The sequence below is a fragment of the Sulfitobacter sp. CW3 genome, assembly GCF_019392245.1.
Classification (GTDB): Bacteria; Pseudomonadota; Alphaproteobacteria; order Rhodobacterales; family Rhodobacteraceae; genus Sulfitobacter.
The window spans coordinates 262,112-281,179 of record NZ_JAHXRL010000001.1 but is presented as its reverse complement, the minus strand read 5'-3'; the positions used below and the strand labels follow the sequence as shown (position 1 = coordinate 281,179).

Annotated in this window: 18 protein-coding genes; 13 read left to right on the top strand and 5 right to left on the bottom strand. The window is 58.4% G+C overall.

Annotation, left to right across the window (positions count from 1 at the left end; translation table 11 throughout):
• Positions 1-77 precede the first annotated feature (77 nt).
• Together KZZ06_RS01235 and KZZ06_RS01230 are read right to left on the bottom strand one after the other, a co-directional pair.
• A complete protein-coding gene (locus tag KZZ06_RS01235; RefSeq protein WP_219578206.1) occupies positions 78-1,343 on the bottom strand; it encodes a VWA domain-containing protein in 1,266 nt (421 codons plus the stop codon).
• Positions 1,344-1,416: 73 nt separating this feature from the next.
• The gene (locus KZZ06_RS01230) at positions 1,417-2,328 is read right to left on the bottom strand and encodes a MoxR family ATPase (protein WP_219578205.1); all 912 of its coding nucleotides are present in this window, start codon (positions 2,326-2,328) and stop codon (positions 1,417-1,419) included.
• 235 nt (positions 2,329-2,563) lie between these two features.
• On the opposite strand from KZZ06_RS01230, the gene KZZ06_RS01225 reads away from it, so the two are divergent.
• The 4 genes from KZZ06_RS01225 (at position 2,564) to KZZ06_RS01210 (ending at position 7,207) form a co-directional block, all read left to right on the top strand.
• Positions 2,564-3,652: a phosphoadenosine phosphosulfate reductase gene (locus tag KZZ06_RS01225; RefSeq protein ID WP_257884143.1), complete on the top strand. Its 1,089-nt coding sequence runs from the start codon at positions 2,564-2,566 to the stop codon at positions 3,650-3,652.
• A gap of 90 nt (positions 3,653-3,742) precedes the next feature.
• Positions 3,743-4,783, top strand: a complete 1,041-nt coding sequence (gene pyrC, locus KZZ06_RS01220) for a dihydroorotase (RefSeq protein ID WP_219578204.1) — start codon at positions 3,743-3,745, stop codon at positions 4,781-4,783.
• Between the two features lie 87 nt (positions 4,784-4,870).
• Entirely contained in the window at positions 4,871-5,551 is a 681-nt protein-coding gene (locus tag KZZ06_RS01215; RefSeq protein WP_219578203.1) for an orotate phosphoribosyltransferase, read from the top strand.
• Between the two features lie 156 nt (positions 5,552-5,707).
• Complete coding sequence (locus KZZ06_RS01210) at positions 5,708-7,207, top strand: replicative DNA helicase (RefSeq protein ID WP_219578202.1); 1,500 nt, start codon at positions 5,708-5,710, stop codon at positions 7,205-7,207.
• Positions 7,208-7,236: 29 nt separating this feature from the next.
• Here the strand turns inward: KZZ06_RS01210 and KZZ06_RS01205 are convergent, their stop codons facing one another.
• The gene (locus KZZ06_RS01205) at positions 7,237-7,962 is read right to left on the bottom strand and encodes a sterol desaturase family protein (RefSeq protein ID WP_219578201.1); all 726 of its coding nucleotides are present in this window, start codon (positions 7,960-7,962) and stop codon (positions 7,237-7,239) included.
• 22 nt (positions 7,963-7,984) lie between these two features.
• Positions 7,985-9,313: a dienelactone hydrolase gene (locus tag KZZ06_RS01200; protein WP_219578200.1), complete on the bottom strand. Its 1,329-nt coding sequence runs from the start codon at positions 9,311-9,313 to the stop codon at positions 7,985-7,987.
• 342 nt (positions 9,314-9,655) lie between these two features.
• On the opposite strand from KZZ06_RS01200, the gene alr reads away from it, so the two are divergent.
• From alr to KZZ06_RS01170, 6 genes are all read left to right on the top strand, one after another.
• The gene (gene alr / locus KZZ06_RS01195; RefSeq protein WP_219578199.1) at positions 9,656-10,690 is read left to right on the top strand and encodes an alanine racemase; all 1,035 of its coding nucleotides are present in this window, start codon (positions 9,656-9,658) and stop codon (positions 10,688-10,690) included.
• Entirely contained in the window at positions 10,687-11,460 is a 774-nt protein-coding gene (locus tag KZZ06_RS01190; protein WP_219578198.1) for an ABC transporter permease, read from the top strand. The genes alr and KZZ06_RS01190 overlap by 4 nt, the downstream gene beginning before the upstream one ends.
• Positions 11,457-12,161 (top strand): ABC transporter ATP-binding protein, encoded by a 705-nt coding sequence (locus tag KZZ06_RS01185; protein WP_219578197.1) that lies wholly within the window; start codon positions 11,457-11,459, stop codon positions 12,159-12,161. Before KZZ06_RS01190 ends, KZZ06_RS01185 begins: the two co-directional genes overlap by 4 nt.
• 86 nt (positions 12,162-12,247) lie before the next feature.
• Positions 12,248-12,697 (top strand): paraquat-inducible protein A, encoded by a 450-nt coding sequence (locus tag KZZ06_RS01180; protein ID WP_219578196.1) that lies wholly within the window; start codon positions 12,248-12,250, stop codon positions 12,695-12,697.
• Between the two features lie 48 nt (positions 12,698-12,745).
• Entirely contained in the window at positions 12,746-14,113 is a 1,368-nt protein-coding gene (radA, locus tag KZZ06_RS01175; RefSeq protein ID WP_219578195.1) for a DNA repair protein RadA, read from the top strand.
• Positions 14,114-14,141: 28 nt separating this feature from the next.
• Complete coding sequence (locus KZZ06_RS01170) at positions 14,142-14,696, top strand: CvpA family protein (protein ID WP_219578194.1); 555 nt, start codon at positions 14,142-14,144, stop codon at positions 14,694-14,696.
• Between the two features lie 241 nt (positions 14,697-14,937).
• On the opposite strand, the gene KZZ06_RS01165 is transcribed toward KZZ06_RS01170, so the two are convergent.
• Positions 14,938-16,242: a ferric reductase-like transmembrane domain-containing protein gene (locus KZZ06_RS01165; RefSeq protein WP_219578193.1), complete on the bottom strand. Its 1,305-nt coding sequence runs from the start codon at positions 16,240-16,242 to the stop codon at positions 14,938-14,940.
• Positions 16,243-16,579: 337 nt separating this feature from the next.
• Between KZZ06_RS01165 and purF the strand changes: the two genes are divergently transcribed.
• From purF to KZZ06_RS01150, 3 genes are all read left to right on the top strand, one after another.
• The gene (gene purF, locus KZZ06_RS01160) at positions 16,580-18,064 is read left to right on the top strand and encodes an amidophosphoribosyltransferase (protein ID WP_219578628.1); all 1,485 of its coding nucleotides are present in this window, start codon (positions 16,580-16,582) and stop codon (positions 18,062-18,064) included.
• Between the two features lie 203 nt (positions 18,065-18,267).
• Positions 18,268-18,534 carry a pilus assembly protein PilZ gene (locus tag KZZ06_RS01155; RefSeq protein WP_219578192.1) on the top strand — a complete coding sequence of 89 codons (267 nt, stop codon included), beginning with the start codon at positions 18,268-18,270 and terminating at the stop codon, positions 18,532-18,534.
• Positions 18,535-18,611: 77 nt separating this feature from the next.
• Positions 18,612-19,004 carry a DUF1801 domain-containing protein gene (locus tag KZZ06_RS01150; protein WP_219578191.1) on the top strand — a complete coding sequence of 131 codons (393 nt, stop codon included), beginning with the start codon at positions 18,612-18,614 and terminating at the stop codon, positions 19,002-19,004.
• The last annotated feature ends 64 nt before the right edge of the window (positions 19,005-19,068 follow it).

The window sequence follows — 19,068 nt, the reverse complement described above, 5'->3', positions numbered from 1 at the left end:
GCTGATACTGACGTATCATAAAATGCCAAAGCCCCGCTAAACATCTGTTTGGCGGGGCTTTTTTCATGTTGATCACCTCAGGGCTTCGGGGGCTCAAGCATCCCCATAAGCCGTGCTTTCTCGCCCATGTCATCGGGGCGGGAAATCACGGCGGCCAGTTCCTCGAGCGACGCAATGGAATGGCCCGCGCGAAAACTGTCCACATGCGGCAACATCGCGCGGATGCCGGCGGCCTTGGGCGCGAAACCGTCCCACCGCAACAAGGGGTTAAGCCAGATCAGCCGCCGCGCTGTCAGGTGCAGACGTTGCATGTGCCGGGCCAGATCATCAGGGTTATCGCGGTCCAACCCGTCGGTGATCAACAATACCACAGCGCCCTGCCCCATGACCCGCCGCGACCAATCGCGGTTGAACGCCTCGATACAGGATCCGATGCGCGTGCCGCCTTCCCAATCCTGCGCCTGCGCGCCGGCGGCCTTGAGGGCCGCATCAACGTCGCGGGTGGCCAGATGGCGGGTGATATTCGTCAGCTGCGTGCCAAAGGTAAAGGCATGCACCTTGGCCCAGCCCGCCCCCTTGGCATTGCTGACCGCATGCAGGAAATGCAGCACCACGCGGGAATATTGGCTCATCGAGCCTGAGATGTCGCAAAGCACAACCAGATTGGGGTAACGCGGACGCGGTTTTTTAAACGCCAGCTTGTCCATCTCTCCCCCGCGCCGCAGGGCTGCGCGCATGGTTTTCTGTACATCAATACGCCCATTCGGCGATGTCATGCTGCGCCGCGATGGCATCGGTTTCACCGGCAAGGTCAACTGCGCCAGCATCCGCTTGGCTTCGGCCATTTCGGCAAGGCTCATCTGTTCGAAATCCAGCGTACGCAGGCGTTCTTGGGTGGACATGGTAAGGCTGGCGTCAACCTCGACCAACGTTTCCTCGGGTTCTTTTACCTCGCCCTCGTTCTGGGGGGCTTGCGCGCCGTCCAGCAATGCCTCGGCCGCGCGTTTTTCGGCGGCTTGGGCGGGGCGGTCTTCCTGCACGCCACGAATGGCTGGCAGCATCGCGGCCATCATATGTTCAAGGTATCGCGGGTCGCGCCAGTACAGCCGGAACAATTGCGCAAATACCCGGCGGTGTTCGGGGCGGTTCACAAAACACGCATGCAGCGCCCAGTAGAAATCCACCTTGTCGGTAAAGCCTGCCGCCTCGACCGCGCGAATGGCGTCAATGACACGGCCCGGCCCAATGGGAAGCCCTGCACGGCGCAAGGCGCGGGCGAAATGCGTGATGTTGCCCGCAAGTTTGGGGTTGTCGGGGAGTTCGAGTTCCGGAAGTTCGACCATAATTGTTATGTCATGGGGGCTGTCTGCCCCCAAACCCCCGAGGATTTATCCCCATTTGGAATAGGAAAGGCGATCATTTTGCGGGGTCGAGTGACGCTTGGGCTTGGTCGAGAATGCGCTTGGCCTCTGAGCCGTGAAGTTTGGCGATGTCGTCTTGGTATTTCAGGATCGCGCCGACGGTATCGGCGATGACTTCGGGGCTGAGATTGATCACATCAAGCGCCAGAAGGCATTTGGCCCAGTCGATGGTTTCGGCCACGCCGGGTTTCTTGAACAGGTCTTCGGTCCGCAGTTGCTGGACAAAAGCGACGACCTCGCGGCTGAGCGATGTAGACGCTTCGGGGGCGCGGGCCGCGAGGATTTCCATTTCCCGGTCAAAATCGGGGTAGTCGACCCAATGATACAAGCAGCGGCGTTTGAGCGCGTCGTGGACTTCACGGGTGCGGTTGGATGTCAGGATCACGATGGGCGGTTCAGGGGCTTTGATCGTGCCCAATTCGGGGATCGTCACCTGAAAGTCGCTGAGCGCCTCGAGAAGAAACGCCTCGAACGGGGCATCGGTGCGGTCCACTTCGTCGATCAGAAGGATCGGGGCACCGCGTTCGTCCGGGCGCATTGCCTCGAGCAGCGGGCGTTCAATCAGGAAGTCATCGCTAAAGAGTTCAGTCGTCAGCGCCTTGCGCGAGGCGTCGCCTGCGGCTTCGGCGGTGCGGATTGCCACCATCTGTGCGGGAAAATTCCATTCATATACGGCCGAGGACGCATCCAGCCCCTCATAGCATTGCAGCCGGATCAATTTGCGGTTCAACCCTGCGGCCAATGCCTTGGCAATCTCGGTTTTACCGACGCCTGCCTCTCCCTCGAGGAACAGCGGGCGGCCAAGGGTCAAGCTGAGAAAAACTACTGTGCCCAGAGCGCGGCCGCACACATAGCCTTGGCTCTCTAGCATCGTTTGCACGGCGTCGATTGACGATAAATCTGTCATGGCGTCCCCCTTGGAGCACCAAAGGTGCATTCTGATGCCTTGTGGTCAAGGGCCAAGGTCGTTTTGGCGGCGCAGCGGGCCCGCTATCCCTAAGTATCACCTCAAGGCAGCGACGCCAAAAATGGCCCACTTTTGCCCTAAACTCCCATGGATTTACCGTATTTGTGCCGTATTGCGCGGCTAAATTTAGTTAACAATGTTAAAAATACGCGTAAAATCGAATGAGGACGCAACAATGATCGACGCACCCTTCACGATCGACGCCCCACTGACGGGCCTGCCAAAGGATGACTGGTTGCAGGCCGTGTCCGAAGTGGCCGAGGAAGACGGTTTCTTTGAGAACCTGGGCGACAAGCATTACGCGATCTTTGTTGAGCGCAAACCCACATTGCTAGTGACATTCGAGACGGTCAACGGCATGCGCGCGTTATCGGAAATGTCGCACCCGTTGGGATGGGAAATGGTGCGCACCTATGGCTGGTCGCATTTGTGCATCGCCAGCGAAGGAGACACGTGGTTTCGCGATCCAGCCGTCTATGACTGCTTTGACACACTTATTGATGACGGGTTTTTTGATAAATTTGAGCGAGTGATTTTCTATGGCGCGGGCCCCGGTGGCTATGCGGCGGCGGCCTATTCGGTGGCGTCCCCCGGCGCGCAGGTCGTGATGATTCAACCCCAGGCCACGCTGGACCCACGGGTCACGGAATGGGACGACCGGTTTGTTGAAATGCGCCGCACCGATTTTACGTCGCGCTATGGGTATGCGCCCGATATGCTGGATGCTGCGGCGAGTGCCTTTGTTCTTTATGATCCGAAGGTGACACTGGATGCCATGCATTCCGCGCTGTTCACGCGACCGAATGTCACCAAACTGCGCATGCCGCATATGGGTCTCGCCTTGCAAAGCGAGCTGTTGCAGATCGACCAGCTGGAAACATTGCTAAAGCTTGCAGCAGATGGCCAGTTGAACGCGTTCAGCTTTGCCACGCTTTACCGGGCGCGGCGCGACCACCGCAACTATTTGAAGTCGCTGTTGGTGACGCTGGAAGCACAAGATCGTAAGAAATTGATCCTGCATCTGTGCCACTATGTGAACGCGCGGATGCAAGCGCCGCGTTTCGCCCGCAAGCAAAAGACGATCGAAGCCGAGTTGAAGCAGCAAGCGGAGGCCCAAAAGCCCACCGATGCAGCAGACGCGGTGGGTGAGCCGAAGCTGGATGCGGGAGAGGCACCAATTGAGCCGGTTGCGATGCCGGATGATGCGCCTGAGACTGTGGAAGACAGCACCAAGCCGGACACAAAATCATCGGGGGCGATGTAAGCCCCCCCCCCCGATCACGACCTCGAATCCCGCGCGGGAAATTTCGCGCGCCTCTGGTGCGGATCCTGCCCCTGTGCTAGCTGATCGGCTATGACACAAACACTGACGCTTCGACGCCCCGATGATTGGCACCTGCACCTGCGTGACGGCGAAATGCTGCGCGCTGTGCTGCCGCATACTGCCGCCCATTTCGCCCGTGCGATCATCATGCCGAACCTTGTGCCCCCAGTGGTGCGCGGCGCGGATGCAGCGGCCTACCGCGACCGGATTTTGGCCGCCCTGCCCCAAGGCGCGGATTTCACGCCGCTGATGACGCTGTACCTGACCGAGGATACCGATCCTGACGATGTCGCCGCAGCCCATGCCAGCGGTCTGATCACCGCAGTAAAGCTTTACCCCGCCGGGGCGACAACCAATTCTGCCAGCGGTGTTTCGAATTTCGACAAGGTCGCACCGGTGCTGGAACGCATGGCCGAAATCGGCCTGCCCCTGTGCACCCATGGCGAAGTGACCGACCCTGCCATTGATATCTTTGACCGCGAAGCCGTGTTTATCGAGCGCGTGATGGACCCGATCCGCAAACGTCATCAGGGTTTGAAGGTGGTGATGGAACATATCACCACATCAGATGCCGCCGACTATGTCATGTCGGCTGATGAAAACCTCGGGGCCACGATCACCACCCATCATCTTGTGATCAACCGGAATCATATCCTCGCCGGGGGGATCAAGCCGCATTACTATTGCCTGCCCGTCGCCAAACGCGAAATCCACCGGCTGGCGCTGCGCAAAGCGGCGACATCGGGCGATGCGCGGTTCTTCCTCGGGACGGATTCGGCCCCCCATACCGATGCCAACAAACTGTTGCCCTGTGGATGTGCGGGCTGTTTCACCGCGCCCAACACCATGTCGATCCTCGCCGAAGTGTTCGAACAGGACGGCGCGCTGGACAAGCTTGAGGGGTTCGCATCGCTGAATGGACCCGCATTTTACGGGCTGCCTGCAAATACGCAAACCATGACGCTTACCCGTTCGCCTGCCACATACCCCAGCCACATAGACACCCCCGAAGGGCCGGTGACTGTGTTTGACCCGATGATGCCGCTGAATTGGAGCGTCGCGTTAGATTGATCCGCCATGGGCATAGACTTTATGCCTTCGGCGAGGATATTTGAAAGCCAGAGAAGCCATAGGCCACCCCAGAAGAAAGAGACCCAGATGATCCCGACCAGCTATCCCGATTCGACCGAAATGGCCCGTTTGACGGCGCGGATGCTGCTTGAGATCAAGGCGGTGCATTTTAACGCAGCCGAGCCGTTTACGCTGGCGTCGGGTCTGCCAAGCCCCACCTATATCGATTGTCGTAAGCTGATCAGCTATCCGCGCATTCGTGCCACCTTGATGGATTTTCTGACTGTCACCGTGATGCGCGAAGCCGGGTTCGAGGCGTTTGACAACATCGCCGGTGGCGAAACGGCGGGTATCCCCTTTGCCGCGATGGTCGCTGAACGCATGGCGCTGCCGATGACCTATGTGCGCAAAAAGCCCAAAGGATACGGGCGCAACGCGCGGATCGAGGGCGAGATGACCGAAGGCCAGCGCGTGTTGCTGGTCGAGGATCTGACCACTGACGGCGGGTCAAAGATCAGCTTTGTCGACGCGATTCGCGAGACTGGGGCCACCTGTGCGCATACAGCCGTGATCTTTTATTACGGTATTTTTCCACAAACTGAAAAGACCTTGGGTGACCATGGGGTTAGCCTGCACAGCCTGTGCACCTGGTGGGACGTTCTAGCCGAAGCCAAAGCCCAAAAAGCGTTTGATGCAGACACCCTAAGCGAGGTCGAAGCGTTTCTGAATGCGCCGAAGGAATGGCAGGACGCGCGGAAAAAATCCTAAAACCGCTACCCTATCTGGTAGTTGATATATATTTTTCCGCAAAATCCTGTAGTATTCGGCCAGCACAGGGTTATCCACAGGTTATACAATTTGCAGCATCCCTGTCGGTTCGGCTAAGTCCGAGGCTCGGGTAGCAATCATTGGGGTACAAGGTAAGTGAACGAGATTTCCAGCATCAACACCAGTGATCTGACGGTTCAGGCACCCGAAACCATGCCCCATTCGATCGAGGCAGAACAGCAGCTGCTGGGCGCGATTTTGACCAATAACGACATCTACGACCGCGTGGCGTCGATCATTGGACCCAAGCATTTCTATGACCCCGTTCACGCCCGCATTTTCGAGATCGCCAGCGCGCGGATCGCAAAAAACAACCTTGCCTCCCCCGTCACACTCAAGGCGTTTATGGAGGATGACGAAGGCCTGAAAGAACTGGGTGGACCCGCCTATCTGGTGCGTCTTGCCGGTGCTGCGATCAGTGCGTTTGCCGTGCGTGACTATGCGCAGATGATTTATGATCTGGCCGTACGCCGCGATTTGATCCAGTTGGGCCGTGATATTTCCGCCAAGGCCGCGCAGGTCGATGTGATGTCGGAACCGCGCGAACAGATTGTCGAAGCGGAACAGCAGCTTTACAAACTGGCAGAGCAAGGCCAGACCGAAAGCGGATTTCAGAGCTTTCTCAAGGCGGTAACGGACGCGGTTAATGTGGCCAACGCCGCCTATCAACGTGACGGGGGCCTGTCGGGCGTATCTACCGGCCTGATTGATATGGATAAAAAGCTGGGCGGCTTGCACCCTTCTGACCTTTTGATCCTGGCCGGTCGTCCGTCGATGGGGAAAACCTCTCTTGCCACAAACATCGCGTTCAACGTCGCCAAGGCCTACCGTCGCGGTACCCTGCATGATGGCACCGAAGGTGCGGTCGAAGGCGGCGTTGTGGGCTTTTACAGCCTCGAGATGAGCGCCGAACAGCTGGCCGCACGGATCCTGTCGGAAGCGTCGGAAATCCCGTCGCAGCAGATCCGGTCGGGTGATATGACCGAGGCCGAATTCCGGCGCTTTGTGGATGCTGCCAAGGCGCTTGAGGCCTGCCCGCTTTATATTGACGATACGCCTGCCCTGCCGATCAGCCAACTGTCCGCACGCGCGCGACGTCTAAAGCGGACGCATGGGTTGGATGTGTTGATCATCGACTATCTTCAGCTGGTGCGCGGCACCGGCAAGAACGAAAACCGCGTGAACGAGATTTCGGAAATCACGATGGGCCTCAAGGCCATCGCCAAAGAACTGCATATTCCGGTTATCGCCCTGTCGCAGTTGTCGCGTCAGGTGGAAAACCGCGAAGATAAACGCCCGCAGCTGTCGGATTTGCGTGAATCCGGGTCGATTGAACAAGACGCCGACGTCGTGATGTTCGTGTTCCGCGAGGAATATTATAAAGAGCGTGAAAAACCGGGTGATCACGAGCTGGACAAGATGGCAATCTGGCAAGAAGAGATGGAGCGCCTGCACGGACGCGCCGAAGTTGTGATCGGCAAGCAGCGGCACGGGCCGATTGGCACGGTCGATCTCAGCTTTGAGGGACGCTTTACCCGCTTTGGCAACCTTGTGAAGCCATGGCAAAGCAATGATGGCGACGATCAGGAGTTCTGATCGTGACCCTCAGATCACAGCTTCACAGTTCAAACTGTCGCGGCGCGGGCGATCTCTGCCTCTGACAGATTGTATTCGTCGGCAAACCGGTTGCGCGCGGCGACAAGCCGCGGATCGTTGGGGCGCATACCCAAAGTCCTAATAAACTCAATACGTTGCTGGTGCTTCAAGGCGTCACGGTCAATCGCTGTGCCCATGGCGCGGTCGATCACTTCGCCGCCCGGACTAACGTGGAACCATTTGCTGAAATCACGGAAATGGTGCTGGTTATGCAGCGTCGTAACATAGCGTTCGACCCGCGTTTTGGGCAGGTTTAGATGTGCGGTCATGTGGAACCACTCGTAAACCAGAAACATCAGCACAGCGCCCACAGGCACGATTGCCACTGCGATCCAGAGGGCCTGTTCGACCCCGAAAAGCGCCAGTACACCCCATAGCGCCAACCCGTTCACCGCCAGCATCGGCAAAGCGATCCAGACCGGAACGAAGAACAGCTTGGTATTGGTAGGGAAATCATGATGCCCGTAATGGGCGCGGTACAGCAGATCGAACGCCCATTGCTGGCGCGGCGGCGGCAGGTGGAACACGTAACGGTGCAGGTTGTATTCGTTCAGCATCTGCGCGCCGACCCCCAAAGGAACCAGCGACCAGACCCAAACCGGGGCATAGATCGCAAGCGCGATAACGCCAACACCGCACGCCACCGCCATAATAGCGACAGCAGCGTGCGAAAACATGATGCGCAGTCGGATCATCGGCTCTTACTCATGGTCAGGTTTACTCCGGTGCTTTGACCTCAAAGCGTAAACCTTTGGCGGTGTCCTTGTCGAACCCTTTCCAATAGCTGTGGTCTTCCTTGGGGGTGCCGTCTTCGTTCATCGACCAAACCCCGTCGTTGGAATTTTCAACCAGATCAAGGTATTCGCCTGCACCCTCGTCGCCCTTGAGGTGGTTATCCATCCAAGCGGTCACGAAATGCTGGGCGATGTTGTTCATGCGCGCCTGATCCCAAACCGGATCGCTGTAATGCGCCGACACGTTAAAGCCTAACGTTTCGTCATGGCGGTAGGATTCTACGGGTGCAGGGATCGGTGCCGCCGCATTGTGGCCCGCGTTTTCAAAGGTCAGCAAGCTGCGGTTGGTGCCGCTGGCGTTTTCCCAGATCGCACGCACCCCTTTTTCATAAAGCGATGTCATGTCTTGCGATCCGGCCATGAACAGCATCGGAATTTTGATGCCCGACAGACCTTCGGCATTCCAAAAGCCAGTGTTCATGCCCCAAGGGCCAATCGCCACGGCCGTTTTGATCCGTGGATCGGGCAGCGCGTTATGCGTATCAGACCCTGCCTGGTGGATCGCCAATGTGCCATGCGGCCCACCCCAGCCATAGGCAACCGATGCTTCGGTCACGCCCCCGCCTGCGGTGATCACGGCGCCATATCCGCCCATCGAATAGCCCACGATGCCTGCGGTATCAGCATTGACCAAACCGTTCAGGAACGATCCCTCATCTGCGGACAGCCGTGCCATTTCATCTAGCACGAACAGCTGATCCAAGGACCGGTTGACCAATGTCGACCCGAACGCCGCCTTGGTGCGATACGTCGAATCTGTATGATCAATCGCCGCCACCACATAGCCTTTCGAGGCGATGTTTTCTGCCAGATGCGACATCAAAAAGCGGTTGCCCGGATAACCATGCGATACGATCACCAACGGATAGGCAGCACCCGCCGCAGGGTCTGCATCGCGCATCGCCTGACCGTTCAGTGTGACTTCGGTTGTGCCATCGCGCAGGTATGCTTGGAATGCTGTGTCGCCGGTGGCCCCATCCGCTGCGGGGTACCAAACTTCGACCGTCAGCGGGCGGTCATATGTTGGCAGTGTCTCGGGTTTGTCTGCTGCCGGATCAATGGCCAGAATGTTGATCTGATCCGCATGGACCAGCTCGATCTGACGCACCCCCACGACCATATCGCCATAGGCCGCCAATTCGGGCGCGTTGGGCAATTGCGTATCAACCCGGTTTTCTGCCCAAGCCATCGGCGCAGCAAAGCCCGCAACGACCGTTAAAGCTGGTATAAATTTGGATCCTTTGATCGACATCGGTGGTTTCTCCCTTTTTAAATCGAGCACTTTCCGCACCCTGACTTTTGTCAGGAGCACGCTACCGGGTTCGTTACATCTTGCAAGATAAACCCGAAAATGCCGCTACGGCACCTCAAGACTTCACACCGGGGGCATCTGGCAAAACCTGCACGGATTGACACCCGTGGTTTCAGCGGCAGCCCTATCACCCCAAGCATTGCAGTTTTATGTCTCGTCACGGCGAATACCGCCGCCCTTTGTTGATGAACGCACAGACGCCGCACCATAATCTCGGCTATTTCACGCGGCTCTTGCCCTCAGGTGCTTGACGCGGGCGCGCATCCGGTCGAAACAAAAACCATGACAACAGCTAAGCTTACCATTGATCTAAGGGCGCTAGCGGCCAATTGGCACGCGCTCAACCGCCTGAGCGGATGTGAAACCGGTGCCGTCGTAAAGGCCAACGCCTACGGGCTGGGTATCGACCGCGTGGCCCCGCTACTGGCTGCCGAAGGGGCGCGCGAATTCTTTGTCGCCGTCGCCGAGGAAGGCGTCGCCCTGCGCCGTGTGCTGGGCCCCGGCCCCCGCATCAATGTATTTTCGGGCCATATGCCCGGTGACGCCGATATGATTGGTCAGGCCAACCTGACCCCGATGATCAATTCCGTCGATCAGATGATTGGCCATGTCGAAACCCTGCCCGGCCACCCGTTTGGCATTCAACTGAATACCGGCATGAACCGTCTGGGCATGGACCCCGCTGAATGGAGCGCCTTGCGCGACATCGCCCTTTCGCAAAACCCGACCATGGTTATTTCCCATCTGGCTTGCGCAGATGAACCCGGCCACCCGATGAACGCCGCGCAGCTCGAAATCTTCCGCGAGATGACTGCCGGCGTCGAGGTGCCACTGTCCCTAAGCGCCACGGGCGGCATCCTGCTGGGCAAAGAATATCATTTCGACCTGACCCGCCCCGGCATCGGGATGTATGGCGGCTTGCCCTTCATTGATGCCCATCCTGTGGTTACCCTCGACCTGCCTGTTGTACAGGTTCGCGACGTGGATGACGGTGCCTCGGTCGGCTATGCCTGCGGTTGGATGGCGACGCGCCCGTCCCAGATTGCGACCGTTTCGGGCGGCTATGCCGACGGGCTGATCCGCGCCTTGGGCAACGGTGCTACCGTCACGCACGACGGGCGCAAACTGCCTGTGGTGGGCCGCGTTTCAATGGATCTGATCACCGTCGATGTCACGGGGCTTGAAGATACCCCGTCGCACCTGCAACTGATCGGGCAACATCAATCCGTTGATACCGTTGCCAAATTTGCAGGCACCATCGGCTACGAAATCCTGACCTCGCTCGGCGCGCGATATGACCGTGTGTATCTAACGTGATCTATCTTGCGGTACTGGGGCGCGTGGTGCTTGGCACCCTCGGCGCTTTGGGCCGGGTCACGATTTTCGCGTTTTCAGCCATAGTGCACATCTTTCGCCCGCCGCTTTATGTGGGGCAGTTTCTGACATCACTCGTGCAAATTGGCTGGCTGTCACTGCCAGTGGTGGGGCTGACGGCCCTGTTCACAGGCGGCGCATTGGTGATGCAAATCTATGCAGGTGGTGCCCGCTTTAACGCCCAGGCCGTGGTGCCGCAGATCGTCGCCATTGGCATGGTGCGCGAACTTGGCCCCGTGCTGGTGGGCCTGATGGTTGCCGCGCGCGTCACCGCCGCCATCGCCGCCGAAATCGCCACGATGAAGGTCACCGAACAGCTCGACGCCTTGATCACCCTTTCGACCGATCCCATGCGCTATCTGACGGTGCCGCGCGTGCTGGCCGCCCTGCTGGTGGTGCCGCTGCTGGTGGCCGTGGGCGATGTGATCGGCATCATGGGCGGATATATCGTTGCCACCGGGTCGCTTGGGTTTAACCCGACGGCCTATCTACGCAACACCGTCGATTTCCTCGAACCGCTCGATATCGCATCGTCGCTGATCAAAGGGGCCGCCTTTGGGATGATTGCCGCCATCATGGGCTGCTATTTCGGGATGAACGCGGATCGCGGCGCGCGCGGCGTGGGCCGCGCCACCAAATCCGCGGTTGAGGCCGCCGCCGTGCTCATTCTTGCGGCAAACTTTGTCCTCACAGCACTGATCTTTGCCCTATGATCACCCTGACCGATATCCACAAAACCTTTGATGGCAAACCCATCCTGCGCGGCGTGAACCTGACCCTGCCACAAGGGCAATCCACCGTTGTGATCGGCGCGTCCGGCAGCGGTAAATCCGTTCTGATGCGGTCAATTCTTGGCCTCGTCACCCCAGACAGCGGCACCATCACACACCAGGATGCCCCGCTAAACCCACAGGCGTTTCTGAACGACTTTGGCATGTTGTTCCAAGGGGCCGCGCTCTTTGACAGCTTGCCCATTTGGCAAAACGTGGCGTTCCGCCTGCTGCGTCAGATGCCCAAACCCCGCGCCCGCGCCATCGCCCTGCAAAAGCTTGCTCGCGTCGGGCTGGATGCTGATGTCGCCGACCGCCTGCCCGCAACACTTTCCGGCGGCATGCAAAAACGCGCAGGCCTCGCCCGCGCCATCGCCACGGATCCGTCGGTTATTTTCTTTGACGAACCCACAACCGGCCTCGACCCGATCATGGCGCGCACCATCAACACCCTCATCCGTGATATCGTGTCAGAAACCAACGCCACGACCCTCACCATCACCCATGACATGACCACAGTGCACAGCATCGCCGATCAGGTCGCCTTGCTGGACAAGGGCAAAATCCGCTGGCATGGCACCCCTGCCCAAATGGCTACAGCCACAGATGACAAACTTCAGGCCTTCCTCTTCTCTGGCTCTTAAATATCCTCGCCGAAGGCCCCGATCTGCGCCCAGCAGATCGCAAAAATCAAATGGCGCGCACGCGCCTCCTGTCTTAGAAGACCCCCATGCTGCGCGTCTTGAACCTGTCCTTGCTTATTCTATACCCCATCGCTTGGGCGGCACCGCTGATGCGTGCGGGGGTGCTTCCGCTGTTTGGGTTGACCGAAATATCGGTACTCAGCGGGGTTCGCGCGCTGTGGGCATCCGACATCTTTCTGGCGTTGGTCGTGACAGTCTTCGCGTTCATCGCCCCCTACCTCAAAACCTTGGGGTTGGCCTTGGTGCATTTCGGTGTTCTAGGCCCGCGCGCCCTACCTGCGCTCGCCTTCATCGGAAAACTCGCCATGGCAGATGTGTTTTTGATCGCGCTTTATATCACCCTGGCCAAGGGCATCGGCTTTGGCCGGATCGAGGTGGCTTGGGGGCTCTATCTGTTCACCGCCTGCATCCTCATGTCCCTCTGGATCAGCTGGAAAACCCAGCAAATCCGATCCGCGCAAGAAGCCGCCACCTAAACCGTTCTTTTGCTTTGACCTCGCCCGCGCTGTCGGCCAAAAAGGCGCATGGCTAAATCTCCCGTCACATTTTCATGCACGTCTTGCGGTGCCAGCTTCAACAAGTGGTCCGGCCGCTGCGATGGCTGCGGCGAATGGAACACGATCGAGCAAGACAAAGGCATTTCCGCCGGCCCGCCCAGCAAATCGCTGGGGGCCAAGCGCGGATCGGCCATGGTGCTCACCGACCTGACCACCAAAGAATCCCCGCCACCGCGCAGCCAGTCCGGCATTGCCGAACTTGACCGCGTTTTGGGCGGTGGGTTGGTGGCGGCATCGGCCATTCTGGTGGGCGGTGATCCGGGCATCGGTAAATCCACCTTGCTGTTGCAAGCCGCCGCACATTTTGCCCGCAGCGGGTTGAAAACAATCTATGTCAGCGGCGAAGAAGCCTCCGCGCAGGTGCGCATGCGCGCGCAGCGGCTGGGGTTGGCCGATGCGCCGGTGAAACTGGCTGCCGAAACCAACCTGCGCGATATCCTGACAACGCTCGAGGCGGAACGCCCCGATCTCGCAATCATCGATTCGATCCAGACCATGTGGGCCGACAACGTCGAAAGCGCGCCGGGTTCGGTGTCTCAGGTTCGCGCCTCGGCACACGAGTTGACCAATTTCGCCAAACGCACCGGCGTGTCGGTGATCCTTGTTGGCCACGTCACCAAGGACGGCCAGATCGCAGGCCCCCGCGTCGTCGAACACATGGTGGATACCGTGCTGTATTTCGAAGGCGAGCGTGGCCACCAGTTCCGTATTCTGCGTGCCGTCAAAAACCGCTTTGGCCCCGCGGATGAAATCGGCGTATTCGAGATGACCGGCCAAGGCTTGGCCGAAGTAACCAACCCCTCGGCGCATTTCCTGTCAGAGCGGGGCGAACCTGCTGCCGGATCCGTGGTGTTTGCGGGTATCGAAGGGACGCGGCCCGTTTTGTGCGAATTACAGGCCCTTGTTGCGCCCTCGCCCCATTCGCAGGCGCGGCGCACGGTTGTGGGCTGGGATGGCGGGCGTCTGGCGATGATTCTCGCGGTGCTCGAGGCACGCTGCGGCATCCCCTTTGCCGGGCTTGATGTTTACCTGAATGTGGCAGGCGGCATGAAGATTTCCGAACCCGCCGCCGATCTGGCCGTGGCCGCCGCCCTGCTTAGTGCGCGCGAAGACGTGGCGTTGCCTGCGGAAACTGTTGTTTTCGGTGAAATTAGCCTGTCAGGTGCCCTAAGACCCGCCACGCAGACGGAAAACAGGTTGAAAGAAGCGCAAAAACTTGGTTTTACCAGCGCCATTGCGCCCGCAGGTGGAAAGCCCGTGGGTAAAAACGGCATAACGCTTAATACCATGAGCGATCTAACCGGATTTGTAGGCGAAATTTTCGGGGCTGGCTAAGCGCCCCCACAAGGAAGGCAAAACGATCATGGAAGGTTTTACCATCATTGACGGGGTTGTGGCGCTTGTCATCGTCCTGTCTGCGCTGTTGGCGTACAGCCGCGGTCTGGTCCGCGAACTGATGGCCATCGTCGGCTGGATCGCCGCCGCTGTGCTGGCGTTCTTATTCGCACCTCAAGTCGAACCGCTTGTGTCTGAAATTCCGGTCGTGGGCGAATTTCTGGCCGACAGCTGTGAATTGTCGATCATTGGCGCATTTGCCATCGTCTTTGCCATCGCCTTGATCGTGGTGTCGCTGTTCACCCCGCTGTTTTCGTCGCTGGTGCAACGGTCAGTGCTGGGTGGCCTTGATCAGGGGTTTGGATTTTTGTTCGGCGTCCTGCGCGGCATTCTGCTCGTTGTGATTGCGTTCTTTGTCTATGACACCGTGATCACCGGCCAGACCTATACGGTTGTCGACGAAAGCCGCTCTGCCCAGGTATTTGGCAAATTCACCCGCCAGATCGAAGAGCAAAACCCCGAAGAAGCCCTTGGCTGGATCACCTCCCGCTACGAAGCCCTTGTTGGCAGCTGCGGCGAATAACGCCTAGAAAAATAAAGACGATCCAACAGGGCCGCCCCATGCCAAGGGCGGCCCTTGGTTATTGTGGTTCCCGTTTCAGTCCGCCAGCTTTCGCCATGGTATAACCAAGCCGTCATCTGGGGCCTGCGCCGCATGACTTCTTTACCTAAGAACAAACGCCAACAGTATCAGGCACAGGATCACACTCACGAGCCATATCGAGGTGGAAACCCGCTGACGTAAGCCCATACGCTTCAGCCGATCAATCATAGCTAAACCTCTCTGACAGGATACGATCAGACGGCGTGTCCCGCTTGAGCAGATGATCCTCGACGAGGTCCATCATAATCGGCGGTCCACATACGACAAAAACCCATTCTTCGAACTCGTGCGGCGAAAAAACGCGATCCAAGAGAGGTCCATCGACGAACCCGGTCTCGCCTTGCCAGTCTTCTGGTGGGTCCGACAACACCAAGGTCACGTTCTCCTGCCCCAGTTCCTCGCGGTATGCGATCTGATCGACCGAGCGGTTGCCGTACACCAGCTTCACTTTTCGAGGGTCGTTGGTCAGGCGCAATTGTCGCAGAATTCCCAGCACCGGTGCCAGCCCTACGCCGCCAGCGATCAAAGCAATGCCCGGTTCGCTGCGGCCTTCGACAGACAGGCTGCCATAGGGGCCATCAAGATACGCGACCGTATCGGGTTTTATCTGGCCAACTGTCCGGGTGAAATCGCCAAACTCCTTTATCATAAAAGAGACTTCAGGCCCAGCGGCCGGCGCTGACGCAATAGAAAAAGGATTCTCTTTCATTGAGAAGCTATTATGCCCGACGTTGAGCCAAACAAATTGCCCTGCCCTGTAATCAAGACCAGCATGGCCGTCGGGGGCTACGGTGAGTTCCCATTGTTTCGGGGTTACCTGATTGACAGAGGTAACGCGCCACGCGCGGGTTTTATCGCGAAGGGGTGCCAGCAGGTAAACATAGCACAGCGATCCAACCGATATCGCTGTCATTGCCAGCCACACCCCCGTCATCACAGGCTGCGATCCATAGCGCCCCGCATAGACAGTATGGTGCAGTAAAAGTGCCGCGATCAAAAGAGCACCAATACCATGCATCAAACGCCATGTTTCATATTTGTAGTCCAGCTTGGTCCGCCCAATTGCCAGCAAAACAAGGCTTGGAAGCAGCAAATAGGCTGCAATGCCGCTGGATAGGTCAGAAATATCGGTGGTGATCACCAAGTGGCGGGTGGGGTCCCAAGGGCGCGGGCCGCCGACAGGGGTGCTGCGGTATAGAAACGGATGAAGCAGCGCAAAAGCCAGAGCGACCCGCGCCATCATCTGATGAAACCGCATCGTCACATCCATGCCAATTCCATTCGAGACGTTCTTGAAGCGCCCAGACAGGACAAACTCCATGAGGATCATGGCAAACGCAAGAATACCAAGGCCCGAGGCCAGTTCTTGGTGGAAGGCGCGCGGTGGGCCACCGACCAGCCAAGACAGTATTAACGGCAGCGTGACCGCAGCAATGTAGCAGAGGATCAAATAGATTGGTTTCATATGTTCTTCTGGTCCGCTTTCCATAACGATGCAAATTCATGGCATCTTTAGTCGATCTTACTTGGTCCCTTCGAACCCGAACTTGAGATTCCGCAAGTGCGGTTCACGAACGCGTAACCCGAACGCCCCCCTGCCCAATCCCGCCCCCGTTCCGGCACGTTTCCATGCACATCGGCCATGGGGCTTACACGCAACGGTTGCTACTTGCGCTTTATCGCGACAGTTCCGACGTTTTAGGGCCGTCATAATGTGACAGCGGGGTGACAACCTGCGCACAAGCGCCTACATAGTGCGTGTCTTCTTCCCCGGAATCGGAGCTGCCCCGTTGTCCAAGATCATGCCTCCCGCACATCCTTTTGACACCTCGTATTTACGAGACGCCGATGACGGCGATAAACTGAAAGAAGAATGCGGGGTTTTCGGCGTTGTCGGTGTCGCCGACGCATCGAATTTTGTGGCCCTTGGCCTGCACGCGCTGCAACATCGCGGACAAGAAGCCGGCGGCATCGTCAGCTATGATCCGACAGACGGTTTCCAATCCGCCCGCCGCTTTGGCTATGTGCGTGACAACTTTACCTCGCAAAAAGTCATGGAAACCCTGCCCGGCGAATTGGCCATCGGGCATGTGCGCTATTCCACATCCGGCAACAAGGGCCCGACGGCGATCCGCGACGTACAGCCGTTTTTTGGCGAATTCGCCATGGGCGGTGCGGCGATTGCCCATAACGGCAACATCACCAATGCCAACGCCCTGCGCCGCGAGCTGATTGAACGCGGCTCGATTTTCCAGTCGTCCTCGGATAGTGAATGCATCATCCATCTGATGGCGCGGTCCTTGCAGCGCAATATCCCCGAACGCATGGAAGACGCCCTGCGCCGCGTCGAGGGTGCGTTTTCCGTCGTCGCCATGACCCGCACCAAACTGATCGGCGTGCGCGATCCGTTGGGCGTGCGCCCGCTGGTACTGGGCAAGGTCGGTGACGGTTGGGCGCTTAGCTCGGAAACCTGTGCGCTAGATATTATCGGTGCCGATTTCGTCCGCGAGATTGAACCGGGTGAAATGGTCGTGATCACCGACAAAGGCGTGGAAAGCCATTTCCCGTTCCGTCGCTTGGCACCACGGTTTTGTATCTTTGAACATGTGTATTTCAGCCGCCCCGACAGCATTCTTGGTGGCCGGTCTGTCTATGAAACCCGCGAGGCAATTGGCCGCGAACTGGCCAAGGAAAGCCCGGTCGAGGCCGATCTGGTCTGCCCCGTCCCCGACAGTGGCACCCCTGCGGCCATCGGGTTCAGCCTGCAATCGGGCATTCCCTATGCAATGGGGATCATCCGCAACCAATATATGGGCCGGACCTTTATTGAACCGACCGAGCAAATCCGCAACATGGGTGTGCGTCTTAAGCTGAACGTGAACCGTGCGTTGATCAAGGGCAAGCGCGTGATCTTGGTCGACGATTCGGTGGTGCGCGGCACGACCAGCCGCAAGATCAAGGAAATGATCCTTGATGCCGGCGCTAAGGAAGTCCACTTCCGCATCGCATCGCCCCCTACCGCGTGGCCGTGTTTTTATGGCGTCGATACGCCGCAACGCGAAAAGCTGTTGGCCGCCACCATGTCCGAAGAAGAAATGCGCGAACATTTACAGGTGGATAGCCTCAAGTTCATTTCAATCGACGGGCTGTACCGCGCCGTGGGCGAAGCCAAAGGCCGCAACGCCAAATGCCCCCAATATTGCGATGCCTGCTTTACCGGCGAATACCCCGTCAGACCCGCAGATCAGATCGATCAGGGCTTTAAGATGAAGCCCGCCGCCGAATAGGCATATCGACCCACCACCAGACACTTGCAGCGCAGAGGTTCAAGCCCCTGCGCTGTTTTGCATATACCCCTCGTGGCAAAGCTTTGCCGACGCCATAAGCCGGTCTTTGCTTGCGAGATACGGCATGGCTTCCGCCCCAGAACCCTCTTTGCTAACAGCCTTGGAATACCCGCCCCCGATCATGGCGAACAAGAAAGGCTGACATGTCCACTATTGATACCGGCACGCCAACTCCGGCCAAAGTAATGGCGCTTGCGACCCAAAAGGTCGCCCTGCCCGCCGTTTCCCTCATCGGTATTTTCGGCAGCCTGGCAGATCCCGGTGCCTTGGTCCGCGAACGCAATGGCCGGATCAGACGCGTCAAATTGGGCGACCCGATTGCGGGCGGCACGGTCGCCGCGATCAGTGACACCGCAATTGTGATCGGCATCGGCCAAAAAGCCAAGGTTTTGCAGCTCCCCGAGTCTTAATTGAGAAATCATTCCTTAGGTGACCAGACACCGCAGGCACGCTTGATAATCCGAACCGCCGCGTGCAAGCTGCCTACATGACCAACCCGTTCGACAGCACAATTGCCCCATGGCCCGCCACGGTGCGTGATCAGTTTAACGACATGCGCGCCCTTATTCTTAAGGCCGCAAAAGATGCAGACGTTGGCCCCCTCGACGAAAGCCTGAAATGGGGCCAACCCGCATGGCGGCCACAGCGCCCCCGACAAGGCAGCACGCTGCGGCTGAACTGGCAAGACAGCGCACCGCAAACCCTTGCGCTGTATGTCGATTGTAAAACAACCATCAGCGCCATAATGCGCGACATCTATCCAACCGAATTCGCGTATGAAACCAACCGTGCATTGCGCGTGGCCATCGGTGCGCCCCTGCCCACCCAAGCCATTGATCACCTTGCGCGCCTGACCTTTACCTACCACCGCAAAGGTTAACAGGGCACGCCCGTCTACCATCCGGCCAAGCGCCCCCCTTGACGCGGCGCATTCACCCGCGCAT

What these genes read in the sequence shown, in the direction of transcription:
- pyrC (WP_219578204.1), top strand. Translation starts at nt 3,743, where the DNA reads ATGACACAAACACTGACGCTTCGACGCCCCGATGATTGGCACCTGCAC.
- KZZ06_RS01200 (WP_219578200.1), bottom strand. Translation starts at nt 9,313, where the DNA reads ATGTCGATCAAAGGATCCAAATTTATACCAGCTTTAACGGTCGTTGCG.
- KZZ06_RS01170 (WP_219578194.1), top strand. Translation starts at nt 14,142, where the DNA reads ATGGAAGGTTTTACCATCATTGACGGGGTTGTGGCGCTTGTCATCGTC.
- alr (WP_219578199.1), top strand. Translation starts at nt 9,656, where the DNA reads ATGACAACAGCTAAGCTTACCATTGATCTAAGGGCGCTAGCGGCCAAT.
- KZZ06_RS01225 (WP_257884143.1), top strand. Translation starts at nt 2,564, where the DNA reads ATGATCGACGCACCCTTCACGATCGACGCCCCACTGACGGGCCTGCCA.
- radA (WP_219578195.1), top strand. Translation starts at nt 12,746, where the DNA reads ATGGCTAAATCTCCCGTCACATTTTCATGCACGTCTTGCGGTGCCAGC.
- KZZ06_RS01235 (WP_219578206.1), bottom strand. Translation starts at nt 1,343, where the DNA reads ATGGTCGAACTTCCGGAACTCGAACTCCCCGACAACCCCAAACTTGCG.
- purF (WP_219578628.1), top strand. Translation starts at nt 16,580, where the DNA reads ATGCCTCCCGCACATCCTTTTGACACCTCGTATTTACGAGACGCCGAT.
- KZZ06_RS01150 (WP_219578191.1), top strand. Translation starts at nt 18,612, where the DNA reads ATGACCAACCCGTTCGACAGCACAATTGCCCCATGGCCCGCCACGGTG.
- KZZ06_RS01165 (WP_219578193.1), bottom strand. Translation starts at nt 16,242, where the DNA reads ATGAAACCAATCTATTTGATCCTCTGCTACATTGCTGCGGTCACGCTG.
- KZZ06_RS01215 (WP_219578203.1), top strand. Translation starts at nt 4,871, where the DNA reads ATGATCCCGACCAGCTATCCCGATTCGACCGAAATGGCCCGTTTGACG.
- KZZ06_RS01230 (WP_219578205.1), bottom strand. Translation starts at nt 2,328, where the DNA reads ATGACAGATTTATCGTCAATCGACGCCGTGCAAACGATGCTAGAGAGC.
- KZZ06_RS01155 (WP_219578192.1), top strand. Translation starts at nt 18,268, where the DNA reads ATGTCCACTATTGATACCGGCACGCCAACTCCGGCCAAAGTAATGGCG.
- KZZ06_RS01205 (WP_219578201.1), bottom strand. Translation starts at nt 7,962, where the DNA reads ATGATCCGACTGCGCATCATGTTTTCGCACGCTGCTGTCGCTATTATG.
- KZZ06_RS01180 (WP_219578196.1), top strand. Translation starts at nt 12,248, where the DNA reads ATGCTGCGCGTCTTGAACCTGTCCTTGCTTATTCTATACCCCATCGCT.
- KZZ06_RS01185 (WP_219578197.1), top strand. Translation starts at nt 11,457, where the DNA reads ATGATCACCCTGACCGATATCCACAAAACCTTTGATGGCAAACCCATC.